This is a genomic window from Silanimonas sp., assembly GCF_027530345.1.
Taxonomy (GTDB): Bacteria; Pseudomonadota; Gammaproteobacteria; order Xanthomonadales; family Xanthomonadaceae; genus Silanimonas.
The window spans coordinates 98,506-115,497 of sequence record NZ_JAPZQK010000019.1; the positions used below are offsets into that span (position 1 = coordinate 98,506).

Sequence of the window (16,992 nt, forward strand, 5' to 3'; positions counted from 1 at the left end):
CGCGTTCAGCACATCGAACCCCGAACCCCGAAGGCCCGCCTGGCAACAGCGCGGGCCTTCTCCTTTTTGCGCTTTCGAAACCCCAAGGAGATTCCCATGTGCGGCATCGTCGCGATCTTCGGGCTCAAGCCCGGCACCGAACTCGAACCGCTGCGCCGGCAGGCCGTGCAGGCCGCGGCGCGCATCCGCCATCGCGGCCCCGACTGGAGCGGCGTGTATGCCGACGCCGGTGCCGTGCTGGCGCATGAGCGCCTCTCCATCGTCGATATCCACGGCGGCGCTCAGCCGCTGCGCTCGACCGACGGCGCGCTGGCGCTGGCGGTGAACGGCGAGATCTACAACCACCGCGAACTCGAAGCCGGCCTGTCCGTGCCTTACACCCTGACGACCCAGAGCGACTGCGAGGTGATCAACGCGCTGTGGCGCGAGCAAGGGCCGGGCTTTGTCGATTCGCTCAACGGCATCTTCGCCTTCGCGCTGTGGGATTCGGCGCAGCAGCGATATCTGATCGCCCGCGACCCGATGGGCGTGATTCCGCTGTACTTCGGCCACGACCGCGAAGGCCGGTTGTGGGTGGCTTCGGAGATGAAGGCGCTGGTCGGCATCTGCGAGGACGTGGCGATCTTCCCGCCCGGCCACCTGCTGGATTCCGCCGAAGGGCAGATCCGCCCGTACCGCACGCGCGAATGGCGTGAATTCGCCAAAGTCGACGGCCAGGCCATCGCGCCCGCCGCGCTGAAGGACGCGCTGATGCAGGCCGTGCGTCGCCAGCTGATGTGCGACGTGCCCTACGGCGTGCTGCTGTCGGGCGGCCTCGATTCCTCGGTGGTGGCCTGGTGCGCGGCGCAGTTCGCCAAGAAGCGCGTCGAAGACGACGGCAAGAGCGAAGCCTGGTGGCCGCGCCTGCACAGCTTCGCGGTGGGCCTCGAAGGCTCGCCCGACCTCGCCGCGGCGCGTGTGGCCGCCGAGGCGCTGGGTACCGCCCACCACGAATTCCATTTCACTTTCGAAGAAGGATTGGATGCACTCAGCGAAGTCATCCGCCACATCGAGACCTACGACGTCACCACCATCCGCGCCTCGACGCCGATGTTCCTGCTGGCGCGGCGCATCCGCTCGATGGGCATCAAGATGGTGCTGTCGGGCGAGGGCAGTGACGAGGTGTTCGGCGGCTACCTGTACTTCCACAAGGCGCCGGACGCGCGCGAGTTCCACGCCGAGACGGTGCGCAAGCTCGACGCCCTGCACCAGTTCGACTGCCTGCGCGCCAACAAGAGCATGGCGGCCTTCGGCATCGAAGCGCGCGTGCCCTTCCTCGACCTCGCCTTCCTCGACACGGCGATGGCCATCGACCCCGAGCAGAAGCGCGTCCGCGCGCGCGCCGCAGGTGGCCGCCCGGTGGAGAAGTGGCTGCTGCGCACGGCGTTCGAGGGCTGCCTGCCCGAGAGCATCCTGTGGCGGCAGAAGGAGCAGTTCAGCGACGGCGTTGGCTACGGCTGGATCGACGGCCTGAAGGCGCATGCCGAGGCGCAGGTCAGTGATGCGGAGTTCGCTGGCGCCGAGCGCCGCTTCCCGATCAACCCGCCGCAGACCAAGGAGGCCTACTTCTACCGCCGCATCTTCGAAACGCACTTCCCGGGCGGCGCAGCGGCGGCCACGGTGCCAGGCGGCAAGTCCATCGCGTGCTCTTCGCCGGCGGCGATCGCCTGGGACGCGGCCTTCGCGAAGGCGGCCGACCCGAGCGGCCGCGCCATCGCGGGCGTGCACGAGCAGGCCGTCGCAGGCTGAGCCGCGGCCCGCGAGGCAGGGCTCAGCCTTCGGGCTGCCCTGCGTCGACGGCGGTCCGTGTCGCGCGGATCACCGTCTCGTCGCCGGCCTTCAGCAGCAGATCGCCGTTGGTGTCGATGTCGAAGCGGGTGACGCGGCCAAGCGCGGCGAGGAAGTCGGATTCCTGCTTCGATGCCGTGTCGTCGAGGCAGGCCATCCGGGTGGCGGCGGCCATGCCAATCCTCAGGCCCTCGCCGCTGAGCACTGCCGACGAGGTCCAGCGATTGCAGCCCGCGAAGCCCGAGGCTTGCCCGTCGGCGCTGAACTGCATCGTCGGCGGGCGGCCGCTCATCGCCACACCGCCGATACCCGCCACCGTCCACGCGTTCGGCGTCAGCACGTCGATGGGGTTGCCACCGCAGCCCGTGAATTCGCGACCGTCCACCTGAACGACGACGGTGTCCGGGTGCGGCATGCCCGTCATGCTGTCGCGGCACACGGTGGCATTGGCCGACAGCGCCAGCGCGCCGCCCTCGCGCGTTGCCGTGAGGGCGAAGCCGTCCGCGCGCGTCGTGCGGGTCAGGCCGGTGAACACGTCGGCCGCCACGTGGTCGGCCGTGCTCCAGCGCACTTCGGTTGCGTCGGCCTGCACCAGCCAGAACGGCTCATTGCCGCGCGCGGAATACGTGCGGATCACCGCCGGCGCAGGCGCGGTGGTCGGGGTTTCGGCGGGGCTCGTGGCCTCCGTTTCGGCTGCGACGGGCGCTTCGATGAGCGTGCACTCCGGGTAATCATGGCCAGCCACGTTGAGCGTCGCGGTGTCGCCCTTGCCCCAGAAGTCGATGAGCACGCCGTCGGCGCGCCAGCCCTGGTAGCGCGCACCCGACGCTGCGGCCACCGGGCCGAGACGAACGGATTCACCGTCGAACTTCAGGATCGCCCTGTGCTCGAAGTAGATCACCTCGATGGCGGTACCGGCGCAGTCGTAGTCCTTCGGAACCCCGATGTCCTTCGCTGCTGGCGGGGGCGGGGCGGGCGTCACGGGGGCGGTGGGTGTCGCGGATGGCGGAGTGACGGCGGTCCCCTCGGGCGCGTCGGGCTGGCTGCAGGCAGTGAGGCCAGGCAGGGCGAGCAGTGCTGCGCCAAGAAATGCGCAGCGGCGAATCAGGTGCGGGGACATCGAACCACTCCATTGGACCGGGCGGAATCGTGCCATGGGCCGTGGAGAAATCCGCGTCGATGCCGCTGCGTGTGACAATCCTCCACTTCGCCCCCACGCCCCTGAGACGTCCCCATGGCCGGAAGCAGCCTGTTCGCCCTGATCGACGACATCGCCACCCTGCTGGACGACGTCTCGGTGATGACCAAGGTCGCCGCGAAGAAGACCGCTGGCGTGCTCGGCGACGACCTCGCGCTGAACGCGAACCAGGTGGCGGGCGTGAACGCCGACCGCGAGCTGCCGGTCGTCTGGGCGGTGGCCAAGGGCTCGGCCATCAACAAGGTGATCCTCGTACCCGCGGCCCTGGCCATTGCCGCCTTCGCGCCTTGGGCCATCCCGCCGCTGTTGATCATCGGCGGCGCCTTCCTGTGCTTCGAGGGCGTGGAGAAGCTCGCCCACCGCTGGCTGCATCCGGCGGAGGGCGCCGCCGAAGAAGCGGCGCTGCGTGCGGCCGTGGCCGACAAGAGCGTCGACATGGTCGCGTTCGAGAAGGACAAGATCAAAGGCGCGATCCGCACCGACTTCATCCTCTCCGCCGAGATCATCGTCATCGCGCTCGGCACCGTGGCGACGCAGCCGCTCGTGAAGCAGTTCGGCGTGCTGGCCGGCATCTCGGTGCTGATGACCGTCGGCGTTTACGGCCTCGTGGCCGGCATCGTCAAGATCGATGACGCGGGCCTCTGGCTGCAGTCGAAGGCGAGCGCCGCGGCGAAGGCCGTCGGCCGCGCGATGCTGGTCGGGGCCCCGCTGCTGATGAAGTTCCTCTCGATCGCCGGCACCGCCGCGATGTTCCTCGTGGGCGGCAGCATCTTCGTGCACAACCTGCCGGCGGTGCATCACCTCGTGCAGGGCTGGGCGGCCATGACGGGCGCGGCGTCGGGCGTCGTCGCCGTGCTTCTGGAAGCCTTGATCGGCGTGCTCGTCGGCGCGCTGGTGCTGGCGGCCGTCGAGGGCTTCAAGAAGCTCAAGCGCTAGAACAGCTCGATGTCGTCGCCCTTGCTGTTCATCTTGTCCATGAACTCGCGGATGGCCTGTTCGACGGTGAGGCCGCGCACCAGCACGGCTTCGAACATCTCCACTTCTTCGGGCATGGAGTAGCGCGAGCGGATCTTGCCTTGCAGCGCGGCCCAAGCGGCCGTCGAGGACGCTTGGTCCTGGTCGCTGACGAGCTCGGCCAGCCAGGCGAGGCCGTGGTTGACGTGGGCAAGGCGCTGCGAAAGGCGGTCGTAGAACTGGAAGGCCACGATGGCCTGGTTGACCATGCCGGCGACGTTCATCGTCGCCATCATCAGCTCCATCTTCACCGGGCCGGTGGCCTCGGTGTCGGCCAAGCCGGAAATGCGCTCGTTGATGAGCTTGATGGTGTTCGCCATCGTGGTGAAGGTGCCGGTCAGCGCATCCACGGAGGCGTTGCTGTCGGTCATCGCGGCTTCCACCTGCGCGACCGCCAGTTCCATCATCAACACCGTTTCGCGCAGGTGATTCCAGTCCGGACCCGGGTTGTTCACCTGGGTGCCGCGAACCACGCCGTCATTACCAGCCATGAGACCCCCTCGATGCCCCGGTTCATCCCATAGTGGGGGAAACCGGAGTCCGCCCGCCAGCGGTTTCGAACCGGTTTGCCCAGTTTGAAGGTTGCGGCCCGGCGAGCGTCGTCACGGCGTGAGTTCGAGCTTCGCGGTGGCAGGGCCGGGCAGGAAGGACGACGGGCGGCCCTGCGCCCAGTCCCCGTGGCCGGCGCCCCAATAGGGCGAGAGCGGGTGGCCGGCTTGGCCCCCGGGCAACTGGAAGATCGCGTCCTCGCGGTGCGCCGGCGAGACCACCATGCGCTGGCTGGCACCGAAGGCTGGGGCCTGGATCCGCGGCATCTGCACGTCGCCGGGCAGGGGTTCGGCCGGCATGCACAAGTGCGGGCGCAGCCATTCCGGGACACCGCTGGTCAGCGGATGGCAGACGCGGCTGAAGTTGGCCTCGCCCCAGGTCCGCGCCGTTAGCGGGCCCTCCCGGCCGCCGCGCACCTCGGTGGCGGCGGCGCGGGCAGCGTCGGCCAGCAGGGCGTCCCAGCTTTCGAAGCGCGGCGGCAGCAGGTGCGCCGGGCGCTGTTCGAGCAGCGGCCACAGCACGCCCTCGAGCTGCGGCAGGTCGGGCATGACGAACCGGTCGCCGAGCTCGGCCTTGGCCGGCCCGAGCAGGCCGTTGCGGACGCGGGCCAGCACTTCGAGGCGGAAGGCGCGGGTGAGCCGGTAGCCGCTGGAGTCGATCGAGGCGTGGCCCTCCCAGCCCTCGGCGGCCTCGGCGATGTCCCGCCATTCAGTGGCCGACATCGGGGCGACGGTGTCGCGCAGCAGGCGGTTCCAGCGCTCCAGGAAGAGCGCACGATCGTCCAGCTGCAGTGCCAGCAGGGCCGGTTCGTCGAGCGGTGCGCTTTCCATGAGGGTGTCCGCGATCTGCTTCTGTCGCGCACCCAAGGCATAGCCGGAATCACCGATCAGCGCGAGCAGTTCGCCGTCGGTGATGCGCGCATTCGCCGACCACAGGCGGCCGGAGGGCGGATCGACGAGTTCGGGCTGCAGCGGCGCATCGGCCGGGTGCCAGCCCGCCCAATCGCAGCCCTGAAGGGGTAGCAGCGGGGCCTTCGGATCGCAGCCTCCGACGCGCGCCGGGACACGCCCGACCAGCCGCCACGCGATGCGGCCCTCGGCGTCGCCGAGCAGCATGTTCTGCGCCGGCACGCCGGCCTGCCGGGCCATCCGCAGCGCGGCGTCCAGGTCGGCCGCATGGACGAGGTCGAGCAGGCCGAAGTTGAGGCTGCCCGGCATCTGCGCGGTCCAGCGCAGGGCCAATGCACTGCCGTCCGCTTCGTCGTGCGCGATCGGGCCCCAGCGGGTTTCGCGGATCTCGAGGGTCTCCGCCGTGCCGTTCGCCACCTCGATGGTTTCGCGATGGACGACGATGTCGGCTTCGCCTTCGGGCGTGCGATAGCGCGTCTTCGCCGCATCCGTGAAATCGACACGGAAGAAGTCGAGCCAGTCGCCGTAGCTGTTGGTGAAGGCCCAGGCCACGCGCTGGCTACTGCCAGCGATGACGCCCGGCACGCCGGGCAGGGTGACGCCGACGACATCCACTTGGCCGTCGGGAGCCTCCGGGTCGGCATAGCGCAGCCGGGCGCGGTACCACAGCGACGGCGCGCGCAGGCCGAGGTGCATGTCGCCGGCCACGATGGCGCGGCCATCGGCGGTCGCGGACGCCCCTGCGGCGAAGTTGTTGCTGCCCGGCGCGGCGGGCTCGGCGGCGGCCGTGGGGACCTCGTCCGGGGCCTGGGGCAGCGTACGCAGGTCGAGCACCTCGGGTCCGGGCAGTGCGGCGTCGCCGCGCGCGCTGCCGAACAGCGGCGCATCCCACGCCGTGCCGTCGCGCAGCATCAGGTCGGCCAAGGGTGCCGGCAACACGCCGCGGATGCGCCAGAGCGCGAGCTCGCGCGAGTTCGCTTCATCCTGCAGGTCGAAGAACATGGCGTAGCCGGTGAGCGCGGAATCCACTTCGCTCCAGGGTTTCGGCGACTGCTCCAGCAGCAGGTAGGGCCAGGGGCGCACCGACAGGGAATCCAGCCCGGCGTTCACGCCTTCGGTGTAGGCCTTCAAGGCCGCCGCGCGCGGGCCGGCGATGTCGGCGAGCGAGGCTTCGCTGCGGGCCCGCAGGCGGTGAAGCCGGTTGGTGCGGTCGACCTCCAGCGCGCGGGCGCCGAACAGCGCCGAGAGTTCGCCCGCGGCGACGCGCCGCGTCAGGTCCATCTCGAAGAAGCGCTCCTGCCCGTGCACGAAACCCAGCGCGCGCGCCATGTCGAGCTCGTTCGCGGCTTCGATGTCGACCACGCCGTTGGCGTCGCGCGTGACCGAGACCGGCGCCGACAGGCCGGGCAGGCTCAGTTCACCGTCGTAGGTCGGGACGCTGCCGCGCAGCACCAGCCAGGCGGAGAGCGCGAGCAGCAATGCCAGCGTGAGCAGGGCCAGCAGGCCGCGGCGGATCCACTTCAGCATCGGCGTCGTCCTCGGGAAGAGGGCGACAGCCTAGCCGAGGCGTCGGGGCTTCGGAGCGGCCCCGGCGAGGTCAGGCGCTCTCGATGCGATCGACCTTCTGGAACCCGCGCGGCAGCATCTGCCCGCGGCTGGCGCGCGCGCCTTCGTAGGCCTGCAGGTCGCGCCAGCCCAGGGTGAGCTTGCGCGCGCCGCAGAACAGCGTGGCTTCGCCGCCCTGGCGCACCACGGCGAGGGCCGTCACCACTTCCTCGCCGCTCTTGAGCTTGGCCGGCGGGATCTGGATCAGCTTGTTGCCCTTGCCCTTGTCGAGTTCCGGCAGCTCCTTTAGCGGGAAGGCCAGCAGATGGCCGGCGGTGGTGACCGCCACGACCCAATCGGTGGCCGGATCGTTCACTGGTACGGGGGCCAGCACGGCCGCGCCGTTGTCCGGATTGAACAGCGCCTTGCCGGCCTTGTTGCGGCCGACCAGGTTCTCGAAGCGCGTAGTGAAGCCGTAGCCGAACGAAGACGCCAGCAGGAAGCGCTGGTCGTTCTCGGCGGCCAGCGTCGCCACCATCTGCGCGCCGGCCGGCAGGGTGAAGCGGCCGGTGATCGGCTCGCCGTTGCCACGCGCCGAGGGCAGGGTGTGCGCCGCCGTCGAGTACGCGCGGCCGGTGGAATCGAGGAAGGCGGCCTGCAGGTTGCTTCGGCCGCGGGCGAAGCTCTGCAGGGCATCGCCCTCGCGGTAGCTCAAGGTGGCCGGGTCGACATCGTGGCCCTTGGCGGCGCGGATCCAGCCCTTCTGCGAGAGCACCACCGTGACCGGCTCGCTCGGCACCAGCTCGGTCTCGTCGATGGCCTGCGCGGCGCTGCGCGCCACCAGCGGGCTGCGTCGAGCGTCGCCGAACTTCTTGGCGTCGGCCAGCAGCTCGTCCTTCAGCAGCTTCTTCAGTTTGGCCGCGCTTTCCAGCGTCGAGGCGAGCTTCTCGCGCTCCTTGGCGAGCTCGTCCTGCTCGCCGCGGATCTTCATTTCCTCGAGGCGTGCGAGCTGCTTCAGCTTGGTCTCGAGGATGTACTCGGCCTGGTCCTCGGACAGCCCGAAGCGTGCGATCAGCACGGCCTTCGGCTCGTCCTCGGTGCGGATGATGCGGATCACCTCGTCGAGGTTCAGGAAGGCGACGAGCAGGCCTTCCAGCAGGTGCAGGCGGCGCTCGACCTTGTCGAGGCGGTGCTTGAGGCGGCGCTTCAGCGTGTCGGTGCGGAACTGCAGCCACTCGCCGATGATCGACCTCAGGCCGCGCACTTGCGGGCGACCGTCGAGGCCGATGATGTTGAGGTTGACGCGGAAGCTCTTCTCGAGGTCCGTCGTCGCCATCAGGTGGCCCATCAGCGCGTCGATGTCGACGCGGTTGCTGCGCGGCACGAGCACCAGGCGCACCGGGTTCTGGTGGTCGCTCTCGTCGCGCAGGTCTTCCAGCCACGGCAGCTTCTTGGCGCGAAGCTGGGCGGCGATCTGCTCCATGATCTTCGACGGCGAGACCTGGTAGGGCAGGGCCGTCACGACGATGTTCTGGCCTTCCTTGATGTAGGTGGCGCGGGCGCGGACGCTGCCGTTGCCGGTCTCGTACATCGAGAGCAGGTCGGCGGCCGGCGTGATGATCTCGGCGGCGGTCGGGTAATCCGGGCCGCGGATGTGTTCGCAGAGGTCGCGCGTAGTGGCGTCCGGGTCGTCGAGCAGGCGCACGCAGGCGCTGACGACTTCATTGAGGTTGTGCGGCGGCACGTCGGTGGCCATGCCCACCGCGATGCCTGTGGTGCCATTGAGCAGCAGGTGTGGCAGGCGCGCCGGCATCCACGTGGGCTCGTCGAGCGTGCCATCGAAGTTCGGCGTCCACTCCACCGTGCCCTGGCCGAGTTCGCCCAGCAGCACTTCGGCGATCGGCGTGAGCTTCGACTCGGTGTAGCGCATCGCCGCGAAGCTCTTCGGGTCGTCCGGCGAACCGAAGTTGCCTTGGCCTTCGATGAGCGGATAGCGGTACGAGAAGGGCTGGGCCATCAGCACCAGCGCCTCGTAGCAGGCCGAATCGCCGTGCGGGTGGTATTTGCCGATGACGTCGCCGACGGTGCGGGCGGACTTCTTCGGCTTCGCCCCGGCGTTCAGCCCCAGCTCGCTCATGGCGTAGATGATCCGGCGCTGCACCGGCTTCAGCCCGTCGCCGAGGAAGGGCAGGGCGCGGTCGAGCACCACGTACATCGAGTAGTCGAGGTAGGCGCGCTCGGCGTACTCGTGCAGCGGGATCTGTTCGAAACCGTGGAAGGCGGGACGGGCGGGATCGGTCATCGGGACACGGCAAGCCGGTGGATCGGGGCCGCGAGTTTACCGGGTCGGGCGTCGCGGGCCTTGCGACGGGCCGGGCGCCGCCGCTTCACTCGCCGGAGGCCCGCTCCGGCAGTGGCTTCTTGGCGAGCTTGCGCTGCAGGCTGCGGCGATGCAGGCCGAGTGCCCGCGCAGCCGATGACACGTTGCCGTCGTGTTCCGCCAGCACGCGTTGAAGGTGTTCCCATTCCAGGCGCTTGGGGTGAAGCGGGCCGTCGGCGGGTGTGGGCAGTTCGTCCTCGCCGTCGTTGCCGTCCTCGGGCCCGAACAGCGCGCGCAGCACGTCGTCGGCGCTGACCGGCTTCGGCCGGTAGTCGGTCGCGCCGCGCTTGATCGCCTCGACGGCGGTGGCGATCGAGGCGTAGCCGGTGAGAAGCAGGATCGGCACGTCGGGCTGCAGGCCTCGCAGGGGTTCGATCAGCGCGAGGCCGTTGTCGGCACCCAGCTTCAGGTCGAGCACGATGCCGGACAGTGGCTCGCGGGCCTGCTGCAGGGCCGACGCGGCGTCCGCGGCGTGACGGCAGGGCTGGCCCCGGCGCTCCAGCGCGCGGGCGAGGACGCTGGCGAACGCGGCGTCATCGTCGATCAGCAGGACGGGGAGGGTGGTCATCGGCTTGCCGGAACCTTGGGATCGAGCGCCTCCCAGGGCAACTCCAGCCGGCTCAGGCTGCCCCCGCCCTCGGCCGGATGCACGTGCAGGGCGCCCCCGAGGTGCTCGATGGTGGCGTTCGCAATCGCCAGGCCGATGCCCAATCCCCCAGATGTCTGGTCGGCGAGCGGTCGGGCGGCGCGGCTGTCGAAGCCTGCGCCGCGATCGTGGACGACGATCCGCAGTCCGCCGCCCGGCCCGGACTCGGCGCGGAGCGCGAGCTGCGCGTCCCCGGCGGCGATGCCGGCATCGGCGGCGTTCTCCAACAGGTGGCCGAGGCTTCCCCAAAGGGCCAGCGACGGTTGCACGGTGCGCCCCGCGACCGCGGGGTCGACGTCCACCGCCAGGGTGGCCTGGGGGCGCAGCAGGAGCAGACGATCCCTCAAGGTGTCGAGCATGGCCGCCAGGGTCTGCGGCGGCGGCACCTCGCGGGTGGTGGCTGCGAGCCGGCGCACGGCATCGCGGGCGAAAGCGAGTTGCTGGGCCATGAGCGCGAGGTCTTCGCGCGTCGGTCCCTGCTTCGGATCGGCTCGCCACTCGTCGACGAGCAGGGCGGCGGTGTTCAGTGGCGTGTTGATGTCGTGCGCCGCCGAGGCGGATTGCAGCGCGAGCGCATGCAGGCCTTCGTCGCGCAAGCGACGTTCACGCGCGTCGCGCAGGGCCTCGTCGCGGGACTTCAGCCGACGGGCCAGTGCGAGGCCAAACACGCAGAACAGCAACAGGCCCAAGGCGAAGTTCGCGGCCATGCCTGTGAGGTGCAGGTCGAACAGCACGGCGCCGTGCTGGTGGGCGAGCGGTGGTGCGAAACGCGCCAGCAGGGCGTAACCGAGCGCTGCCGTGGCGGCAATCGCGAGCACCCGCGAAGGCGCCAGCGCCGTCGCCGTCAGCGCCACCGGAACCAGATAGAGCTGGATGAAGGGGTTCATCACCCCGCCCGAGAAAAACAGTGCCCAGGTGAGGGCCACGAGGTCGACGGCCAATCCGGTCATCAGGCGCGCTTCGCTGGCCGCCTCGCGTTGCCGCCACAGGCCGATCAGGGCGTTCGCCGCACCGAGCGCGCAGGCGCCCAGCAGTAGCGGCGGCCATGGCAACTCGAGGCGCAAGGCCTCCTGCGCGACGGCGAAGGCGACGAACTGTCCGGCCACGGCGAACCAGCGCAGGGCATAGAGCGTGGCTTCGAGGCTTTCGTGGCGGGCATCCGAGGACATGGCGCAAAGGGTAGCCGGCGCGGTCCGGGCGCGGTACGCAGGCGGGGTGCGACCTTGTGTCGCATTCCCGAAGGCGGCAGCGCCCCGGAAACTGCGCGGCCGTCCCGTGCCGCCCTCGTCCGCCGTGTCCGCCCGCTTCGCCACGCTGCCGTTCGTGTCCCGACTCCACCGCGCGTTGGCGTGGGTGGCGCTCGTCGTCCTCATGGCCTGGACGCTGTCCGGCTTCCTGCATCCGTTGATGGGCCTGCTGGCCCCGATGCCCGCGCAGCGATCGCTGCCGACCGCGGCACTCGCGCCCGACGCACTGGCGGCCGGACTGTCCGCGGTGCTCCGCGGCAGCGACGGCGCGGCCGTGGTGCGCACGGTACCCGGGCCGGGCGGCCCGCTCTGGCAACGAACCGGGCCGGATGGCGAGCGCCGCTACCTGCGCATGGACGGCAGCCCCTGGCCCGGCAGCGACCGCGACTACGCGCGCTGGCTGGCCAGCACGTATCTCGGCGAAGAACGCGCGATCCGTTCGATTGAACGCGTCGACCGCTTCGGCGACGAGTACCCGTGGGTGAACCGCCTGCTGCCGGTCTGGGCCGTGAGCTTCGAAGGTGATGAGGGGCTGGTCGCCTACGTCCACACCGAGACCGGCGTACTGGCCTCGCTCTCGGACACGCGGAGGCGATGGATGCAGGCCGGCTTCCGGCAGGTGCACACGCTGGCCTTCCTCGGCGCGCTCGATCCGCTGCGTCGCACCGTAGTGGCGTCCGCGATGACCGTGCTGCTGGTGCTGGGCCTCGCGGGCCTCGTGCTGTGGTGGCGGCGCCCGGCCTCGCCGAAGGCGCCATCGGCCCGTCGTTGGCACCGCCGGCTTGCTCTGTGGGCCGGCATTCCCCTGCTCGGCATGGCTTCGAGCGGCTTGATCCACACCCTTTGGAAAGCGGGTGATGCGCCCGATCGCGGCCTGTCGCTTCCCGCGGGGCTGGTCCTGCCGCCGATCGGCTTCGACGCGACGCGTCTCACGCAAGCCTTGGTGCTTTCGGAAGGCGGCCGCGCCTGGTCGCAAGCCAGCGTCGCGACGCTGCCGGACGGCCGCGCGGTGCTGGTGTTTCGCGCGCCGCTCGCGCCGGGCTGGGGCGTGCCGGTGCCGGAGGCGCGCGTCGTCGATCTGGCCAGCGGCAGCACCGTGGCGGACGGTGAGCGCGAGTTGGCGCGGGCGGCTGCGGCTCGCCATGGGCTGGACGGCGATGCGCTGCGTCGGTTCACGCGCTTCGGCCCCGACTACGACTTCCGCAACCGCCGGCTTCCGGCGTGGATCGCCACCACGCCCGAAGGCCGCCGAATCGCCCTCGATCCGGACACCGCGCAGCGCCTCGACGTGATGAGTGCGACCGCGGTTGCCGAGGCCTGGGTGTTCTCGATCGTCCACAAGTGGCAGCCGCTGGCCGGCCTGCTCGGTTCGCCCGCGCGCCGCGACGCACTTCAGGTTGCCGTGTTGGCGCTGGGGCTCGTTCTCGCCGGACTCGGCATCGCGCTGCGACGGCGTCGCCGCGTCGCCCCATCTTCCGTTTCCCCTTGAGAGATCTGTCCATGCTCCTGCTTCGTCGCCATCCCCTCGCGTTCGCGCTCAGCGCGGCGCTCGTCGCACTGCCCGCCGCAGCCGCCGAGACCCCGAATGATCCGGCCGTGCTGGATCGTGTCGAGGTCGAGGGCCAGAACCTCACGCCGCTGGCGCCGCTCTCGCTGGAGGGTGCGAAGAAGCGTCTTGCCGAGCGCGCGGGTGCCACCACGCTGGTCGATGCCGAAGCCCTTCGCCAGGGCCGCGTCAGCACGCTCTCGGACGCGCTGGGTTTCGCCGCCGGCGTGTTCGTGCAGCCGCGTTTCGGTTCGGAAGAGTCGCGCATCGCGATCCGCGGTTCCGGCGTGCAGCGCACCTTCCACGGCCGCGGCCTGGTGGTTCTGCAGGACGGCATTCCGATCAACCTCGCCGACGGCGGTTTCGACATGCAGTCGATCGATGCGCTGTCGGCGCGCTACATCGAAGTGTGGCGCGGCCCGAACGCGCTGGAGTACGGCGCGGCTTCGCTGGGCGGCGCGATCAACTACGTCTCACCGACCGGCTACGACATTGACGGCACGCGCCTGCGCGCCGAGGCCGGCAGCTTCGGCTACGGGCGCTGGCAGGCGCAGTGGGGCGGCCACTCGGGTGCGCATGACGCGGTCGTGTCGCTGGGCGGCTTTGCGCAGGATGGCTATCGCGCCAACGCTCGCCAGGAAAACCACCGCCTTGGCGCGAACTGGGGCTACCGCTTCAGCGACATGCTGGACGCCCGCGTGTACCTCACGCACGTCGACACCCGATCGGCGCTGCCTGGCTCGCTGACGCGCGCGCAGTTCCTCGCCAATCCGCGGCAGGCCAATGGCGGCAGCGTGCTGCTCGACCAGCGCCGCGACTTCGAGCTCACCCGTGCGTCGCTGCGCGTGGCCTATCGCCCCGAGGCCGGCCGCGAGCTGCTGGTCTCGGCCTTCGCCAGCGACAAGTTCCTCGACCACCCGATCTTCCAGGTGTTGCAGCAGGACAGCCTCGACCGCGGCATCGACGTGCGCGTGCGCGAGGAAGGTGAGATCAACGGCCGCCGCAACGTGTTCGTGGCGGGCTTTGGGCACGTGCGCGGCGATACCCGCGACGACCGCTGGGTGAACCGCGGCCGCGCCAATCCGGACGACCATCGCGGCGCCCGCACCGACCAGAACGACCAGCTCGCGACGAGTACGACGGTTTTCTTCGAGAACCAGCACTGGCTGGGCCAGCGCTGGGTGGCCGTGGTGGGCGCGCAGGCGCTGTCAGCAAAACGCCGGTTCGAAGACCGCCTGCCGGTGCCATTCGATGCCAGCTTCGACCGCCGCTACGACGCCTTCAGCCCCAAGCTCGGCCTGCGCTTCGAGGGCGCCGAAGGCGTGCAGTGGTTCGCCAACCTGAGCCGCAGCGCGGAGCCGCCGAGCTTCGGCGAGCTGGCCGGCGGCCCGAACGTCACTCTCGTTGACCTGCAGCGCGCCAACAGCGGCGAGGTCGGCCTGCGCTACTCGCGTGATGGCCTGGACCTCGATGCGGTCGTGTACCGCGCGAATGTCGAGAACGAACTGCTGGCGCTCACCGACGGCAACGGCAATCCGCTGGGCACGCGCAATGCCGACCGCACGATCCACCAGGGCCTCGAGTTGTCCACCCGGTGGGCTTTCGCGCCGCAGTGGCAAGTCGCCTTGAACGCGTTGGTAAACGACTTCCGCTTTGACGGCGACGCCGCCTTCGGCGACAACGAGCTCGCCGGCCTGCCGCGCGAGTGGCTGCGCGCCGAGCTGGCGTGGGCGCCGTCGGACGCTATCCGCATTGCGCCGAACGTGGAGTGGGTGCCGAACGACTATTCCATCGACCACGCCAACACCTTCAGCGCGCCGGGCTACGCCATCTGGGGGCTCAAAGTTTCGGGGAGCGTGAGCGAGGGCCTGTCGTGGTTCGTCGATGGCCGCAACCTTGGCGACCGCGCCTACGTCGCGACCACCGGTGTCGTCGCGGACACCCGCGTGCCATTCAACCCGGCCAACCCGGCCGCGGTGCGCCCGCCGCGCGACGGGGCCTACTACCTGCCGGGCGACGGCCGCTCGGTGTACGTCGGCCTCGAGTGGCGCCTCTGAGTCAGCGCAGCATCCACCACGCCAGCGTGGCCAAGGCCAAGCCCTTGAGCGTCACGGCGAGCAGGGCGATCGCGGTCGCGCGTCGGTCGCGACGCTCTTGTTGGGACATTCAGGCGAGCCCGTAGCTGGTCGCAATCCACTGCATGAAGGCGGGCATCGGCATCGCGCCGCTGCTCCGGGCGACCTCGTGTCCACCGTCGCGGCTGCCCTGCCAAGCGATCAGCGTCGGCAGGCTCTGGATGCGGAACTGCGAGGCCAACTGGGGTTCGGCTTCGGTGTCGAGCTTCACGAAGCGGAACTGCGGCTCCAGGCGCTGGCAAGCCGTGGCGAACACCGGCGCGAAGCTGCGGCAGGGGCCGCACCAGCCGGCCCACGCGTCGATGATCACCGGCTGCTCGGATTTCAGCAGCAGGGCCTCGGCGTTCTTCGCCGTCAGCGCCAGCGGCATGCCGGTGAACAGGCCATGGCCGCAGCGCCCGCACTTCGGGTCGTCGCCGAGGCGCGCGTCGGGCACGCGGTTGATCGACAGGCAGTGCGGGCAGGCGAGCTGGGTGGTGTCGGTGTCCATGGCGCGCAGGGTAGCGCCCCGCGGGCGATGCGGCATGGTGCAGGGCCGCATCGCGCCCGGCGTCACGACCACGTCGTACCAACACCGCGCCGAGGCCGGCGTGGCATCCTTCGCCGCCTTCCCACTCTTGGAACCCTGGTCCGATGGAGCTCTACGCCGGCAACACCTACTTGTGGACCAAGCTGCTCCACACCCTGTTCGTCATCGCGTGGATGGCCACCGTCTTCTACCTGCCGCGGATCCTCGTGAACATCGCGGAGGCGGCTTCGGAGCCCGCGGTCGTCGCGCGCCTCGTGCTGATGGGCAAGCGACTCTACCGTTTCGGCCACGTGATGCTGGGCTTCGTGTTCCTGTTCGGTTTCCTGCTGTGGTTCGGCCGCGTCATCGACGATTCGCTTTGGCCCCACATCACCGCCGCCCGCGGCTGGATGCACCTGAAGTTCCTGCTGGTGCTCGGCATCGTCGCCCACTTCATCGTCGCCGGCCGAATGGTGAAGGCCATCGAGAAAGGCGCGGCGCCGAAGTCGGCCACGTGGCTGCGCTGGTTCAACGAGATTCCGGTGGTGCTGCTGCTCGTGATCCTCGTGCTGGTCTTCATCAAGCCGATCTGAGCGCCCGCTTCAGCACCCACCACGCGAACAGCCCGCCGGTGAGGTACATCAGCAGCGAATAGAGCGCCGGCACCACCGCGGCGCCCGGCATCGACAGCACATGGAGGGCGACGAAGATCGCCAGCGTGCCGTTGTGGATGCCGATCTCGAAGGCGATGGCGGTGGCCTGCGGCACGCCGAGGCGCGCGGCTCGGCCCGCGGCGTAGCCGGACAGCAGGCTCACGAGGTTGAACAGCAGGGCGGCGAGGCCGACCACGGCCGCGTACTTCGCCAGCGTCTCCCATTCGAAGAACACGGCTGCGCCAATAAGCACGACAAGGATCAGCGTCGAGGCGAGCCGGATCGGTTTGTCGAGCTTTTCCGCGATCACCGGCCGCCACGCGCGCAGGCTCATGCCGATCACCACCGGCAGGATCACCAGCACGCCGACTTCGATGATCTTGCGTGTCGGCGGCGGCACGGCCTGTTCGCTGGCCATCAGCCATGCGAGCCCCAGCGTCACCCAGACGGGCAGGGTCACGAGAGCGAGCACGCTGTTGATGGCGGTCAGCGTGATGTTCAACGCCACGTCGCCGCGGGCGAGGTGCGAGAACAGGTTCGCCGTCACACCGCCGGGCGAGGCCGCCAGCAGCACGAGGCCGAGGCCGAGTTCGGGCGGCAGGCCGAAGCCGATCGCCAGCCCGAAGGCCACCGGCGGCAGCACCACCGTCTGCACCAGCAGCGCGACGACGACCGCCTTCGGCGCCGTGGCCACGCGTTTGAAATCGGCGAGCGTCAGGTGCAGGCCGAGGCCGATCATCACGATGCCCAGCGCGATCGGAAGGAAGAGGCTGAAGATGGGGTTGTCGGCCATTGGCGGATCCTCTCGGGAGCGGAGGTGTGGGTGCGCTTGCTGT

13 protein-coding genes are annotated in these 16,992 nt (G+C 70.1%); 5 read left to right on the top strand and 8 right to left on the bottom strand.

The window, feature by feature from the left end; translation table 11 throughout:
• The first annotated feature begins 96 nt into the window (after positions 1-96).
• Complete coding sequence (asnB, locus tag O9255_RS10960) at positions 97-1,788, top strand: asparagine synthase B (protein WP_297866893.1); 1,692 nt, start codon at positions 97-99, stop codon at positions 1,786-1,788.
• A 22-nt stretch (positions 1,789-1,810) separates the two neighbouring features.
• Here the strand turns inward: asnB and O9255_RS10965 are convergent, their stop codons facing one another.
• Positions 1,811-2,809, bottom strand: a complete 999-nt coding sequence (locus tag O9255_RS10965) for an META domain-containing protein (protein ID WP_297866894.1) — start codon at positions 2,807-2,809, stop codon at positions 1,811-1,813.
• A 252-nt stretch (positions 2,810-3,061) separates the two neighbouring features.
• Here O9255_RS10965 and O9255_RS10970 point away from each other — a divergent pair, with 252 nt between their 5' ends.
• Positions 3,062-3,961 carry a DUF808 domain-containing protein gene (locus O9255_RS10970; RefSeq protein WP_297866895.1) on the top strand — a complete coding sequence of 300 codons (900 nt, stop codon included), beginning with the start codon at positions 3,062-3,064 and terminating at the stop codon, positions 3,959-3,961.
• Here O9255_RS10970 and O9255_RS10975 read toward each other — a convergent pair.
• The 5 genes from O9255_RS10975 to O9255_RS10995 form a co-directional block, all read right to left on the bottom strand.
• Entirely contained in the window at positions 3,958-4,530 is a 573-nt protein-coding gene (locus O9255_RS10975; RefSeq protein WP_297866896.1) for a hypothetical protein, read from the bottom strand. The two genes, O9255_RS10970 and O9255_RS10975, sit on opposite strands and share 4 nt — an antisense overlap.
• Positions 4,531-4,641: 111 nt before the next feature.
• Positions 4,642-7,023: a penicillin acylase family protein gene (locus O9255_RS10980; protein WP_297866897.1), complete on the bottom strand. Its 2,382-nt coding sequence runs from the start codon at positions 7,021-7,023 to the stop codon at positions 4,642-4,644.
• A gap of 70 nt (positions 7,024-7,093) precedes the next feature.
• Entirely contained in the window at positions 7,094-9,343 is a 2,250-nt protein-coding gene (gene parC / locus O9255_RS10985; RefSeq protein WP_297866898.1) for a DNA topoisomerase IV subunit A, read from the bottom strand.
• An 85-nt stretch (positions 9,344-9,428) separates the two neighbouring features.
• On the bottom strand, positions 9,429-9,989 hold the full coding sequence (locus O9255_RS10990; RefSeq protein ID WP_297866899.1) for a response regulator: 561 nt from the start codon (positions 9,987-9,989) through the stop codon (positions 9,429-9,431).
• Positions 9,986-11,236: an ATP-binding protein gene (locus O9255_RS10995; RefSeq protein ID WP_297866900.1), complete on the bottom strand. Its 1,251-nt coding sequence runs from the start codon at positions 11,234-11,236 to the stop codon at positions 9,986-9,988. The genes O9255_RS10990 and O9255_RS10995 overlap by 4 nt, the downstream gene beginning before the upstream one ends.
• 124 nt (positions 11,237-11,360) lie before the next feature.
• Between O9255_RS10995 and O9255_RS11000 the strand changes: the two genes are divergently transcribed.
• Together O9255_RS11000 and O9255_RS11005 are read left to right on the top strand one after the other, a co-directional pair.
• A complete protein-coding gene (locus O9255_RS11000; protein WP_297866901.1) occupies positions 11,361-12,803 on the top strand; it encodes a PepSY domain-containing protein in 1,443 nt (480 codons plus the stop codon).
• A gap of 11 nt (positions 12,804-12,814) precedes the next feature.
• Positions 12,815-14,917, top strand: a complete 2,103-nt coding sequence (locus O9255_RS11005; RefSeq protein WP_297866902.1) for a TonB-dependent receptor — start codon at positions 12,815-12,817, stop codon at positions 14,915-14,917.
• Between the two features lie 109 nt (positions 14,918-15,026).
• On the opposite strand, the gene trxC is transcribed toward O9255_RS11005, so the two are convergent.
• Positions 15,027-15,485 carry a thioredoxin TrxC gene (gene trxC / locus O9255_RS11010; protein ID WP_297866903.1) on the bottom strand — a complete coding sequence of 153 codons (459 nt, stop codon included), beginning with the start codon at positions 15,483-15,485 and terminating at the stop codon, positions 15,027-15,029.
• Positions 15,486-15,628: 143 nt separating this feature from the next.
• Between trxC and O9255_RS11015 the strand changes: the two genes are divergently transcribed.
• Positions 15,629-16,096, top strand: a complete 468-nt coding sequence (locus O9255_RS11015; RefSeq protein WP_297866904.1) for a CopD family protein — start codon at positions 15,629-15,631, stop codon at positions 16,094-16,096.
• On the opposite strand, the gene O9255_RS11020 is transcribed toward O9255_RS11015, so the two are convergent.
• On the bottom strand, positions 16,083-16,949 hold the full coding sequence (locus O9255_RS11020) for a bile acid:sodium symporter family protein (RefSeq protein WP_297866905.1): 867 nt from the start codon (positions 16,947-16,949) through the stop codon (positions 16,083-16,085). The two genes, O9255_RS11015 and O9255_RS11020, sit on opposite strands and share 14 nt — an antisense overlap.
• Between the last annotated feature and the right edge of the window lie 43 nt (positions 16,950-16,992).